Origin of the sequence: Mesorhizobium sp. M7A.F.Ca.ET.027.03.2.1 (assembly GCF_003999175.1) — a bacterium.
Lineage (GTDB): Bacteria > Pseudomonadota > Alphaproteobacteria > Rhizobiales > Rhizobiaceae > Mesorhizobium.
Genome location: NZ_RZOM01001014.1, coordinates 1 through 2,242, shown reverse-complemented (window position 1 = coordinate 2,242; position 2,242 = coordinate 1). Strand labels below are relative to the sequence as shown.

At 63.5% G+C, this 2,242-nt stretch carries 1 protein-coding gene and 1 pseudogene; both read left to right on the top strand.

All coding sequences use genetic code 11. The annotated features are described in order from the left end of the window. Positions 1 to 103 precede the first annotated feature (103 nt). The gene (gene ispG / locus EN750_RS30445) at positions 104 to 1,354 is read left to right on the top strand and encodes a flavodoxin-dependent (E)-4-hydroxy-3-methylbut-2-enyl-diphosphate synthase (RefSeq protein ID WP_164873938.1); all 1,251 of its coding nucleotides are present in this window, start codon (positions 104 to 106) and stop codon (positions 1,352 to 1,354) included. Between the two features lie 5 nt (positions 1,355 to 1,359). Next, positions 1,360 to 2,213: pseudogene (locus EN750_RS30440) on the top strand (lytic transglycosylase domain-containing protein). The last annotated feature ends 29 nt before the right edge of the window (positions 2,214 to 2,242 follow it).

The window sequence follows — 2,242 nt, the reverse complement described above, 5'->3', positions numbered from 1 at the left end:
GCATGGACGCACAACGACGCCCCGGGCCGATGCGCTGAGGTCCGGGGCGTCGTTGTGCGTCCATGCAGGACACAAGATGCTCCAGAGACAAAAGGCTGCCGGCATGACCGGATATTTTTCCTCTCCTTTCCCCCGCCGCACGTCGGTCAGCGTCGATGTCGGCGGCGTGGTCGTCGGCGGCGGTGCGCCCGTTATCGTCCAATCGATGACCAACACCGATACGGCCGATATCGACCAGACGGTTGCGCAGGTCGCAGCGCTGCACCGGGCCGGCTCGGAGATCGTGCGCATCACCGTCGATCGCGACGAGAGTGCCGCCGCCGTGCCGCGCATTCATGAGCGGCTTCAGCGGCTCGGCATCAACGTGCCGCTGGTCGGCGATTTCCACTATATCGGCCACAAGCTTTTGGCCGATCATCCGGCCTGCGCCGAGGCGCTGGCCAAATACCGCATCAATCCGGGCAATGTCGGCTTCAAGGACAAGAAGGACCGCCAGTTCGCCGATATCGTCGAGATGGCGATCAGGCACGACAAGCCGGTGCGCATCGGTGTCAACTGGGGCTCGCTCGACCAGGAGCTTTTGACCCGGCTGATGGACGACAACCAGGACAAGGGTTTTCCGCTGACGGCCCAGGAGGTGATGCGCGAGGCGATCGTGCAGTCGGCGATCCTGTCGGCCGAGATGGCGGAAGAGATCGGCCTTGGCCGCGAAAAAATCATCCTGTCGGCCAAGGTCAGCGGCGTGCAGGACCTGATAGCCGTCTATACCGAACTCGCCACCCGCTCCAACCACGCGCTGCATCTCGGCCTGACCGAAGCCGGCATGGGCTCGAAGGGCATCGTCGCTTCGTCGGCCGCCATGGGCATCCTGCTCCAGCAAGGCATCGGCGACACCATCCGCATCTCGCTGACACCGGAGCCGAACGGCGACCGCACGCGCGAGGTGCAGGTGTCGCAGGAATTGCTGCAAACCATGGGGTTCAGACAGTTCGTGCCGATTGTTGCCGCTTGCCCCGGCTGCGGCCGCACCACCTCCACCGTGTTCCAGGAACTCGCCCAGAACATCCAGGCCGATCTCAGGAAGAACATGCCCGTGTGGCGCGACAAATACCCCGGCGTCGAGAACCTCAAGGTCGCGGTGATGGGTTGCATCGTCAACGGCCCCGGCGAGTCCAAGCATGCCGATATCGGCATTTCGCTGCCCGGCACGGGCGAAATGCCGACGGCGCCTGTCTTCGTCGACGGCAAAAAGGCGGCGACGCTGCGCGGGCCGTCGATCGCCGCGGATTTCGAGAAAATGGTCGCCGACTATATCGAGCAACGGTTCGGTCGCGGCAAGGCCGCGGCCGAGTAGAACCGATGCAGCGTTTCCTTTGGGCAGCGCTGATCCTGCTGTACGGGCTGACCTGGTCGACCCTTGTGCAAGCCGATCCGCCGCAATCCGCCAAGCAGCGGCTGATCGACAAGGTCTGCAATCTGATCCAGGCGAATGCCGACCAGAACGGCCTGTCCAGGGATTCTTCGCCCGGCTGATCTGGAAGGAAAGCCGTTTCGATCCCAACGCCGTCAGTCCGGTCGGTGCCGAAGGCATTGCCCAGTTCATGCCGGGCACCGCCAAGATGCGCGGGCTTGCCAATTCCTTCGACATCAACCAGGCGATCCCGGCTTCGGCCAGATATCTCGCCGAAATGAAAACCGGCTATGGCAATCTCGGCCTGGCGGCCGCCGCCTACAATGCCGGCGAGAGCCGGGTGTCGCGCTGGCTCAGCTCCGGCGGTTTCCTGCCGATGGAAACCGAAAGCTATGTCTTAGACATCATGGGCGAACCAGCCGACAAGTTCACCGACCGGGCCTATGCTGGAAAGGTCGAGCCGCTCGACGCAAAGACGGAGTTTGCCGTCGCTTGCCGAAAACTGCCGGTGATCATGTCGCGGACGGTGGCCATGGCTTCGATCAACATGAAGCCATGGGGCATCCAGGTGGCCGGCAATTTTCGCCGCAGCGCCGCGATCAACCAGTGGGTCAGGGTAAGGAGCCGGTTCCCGGCCCTACTCAACGGGCATGATCCGGTGGTCAGCCGGGTGCGCACGCCGATCGGCCGGCGCGGCATCTACGCGGTCAGGATCGGTGTCGACCGCCGCGCCGATGCCAACGTTATTTGCCAGAAATTGCAAAGTGTCGGTGGGGCGTGCGTGGTGGTGCGCAACCGGTAAATTTGGCCGCTGCAGGCATGGTGTTTGTC

Bases quoted from the DNA above. Each gene is read 5' to 3' on its own strand.
- ispG (WP_164873938.1), top strand. From the start codon at position 104: ATGACCGGATATTTTTCCTCTCCTTTCCCCCGCCGCACGTCGGTCAGC.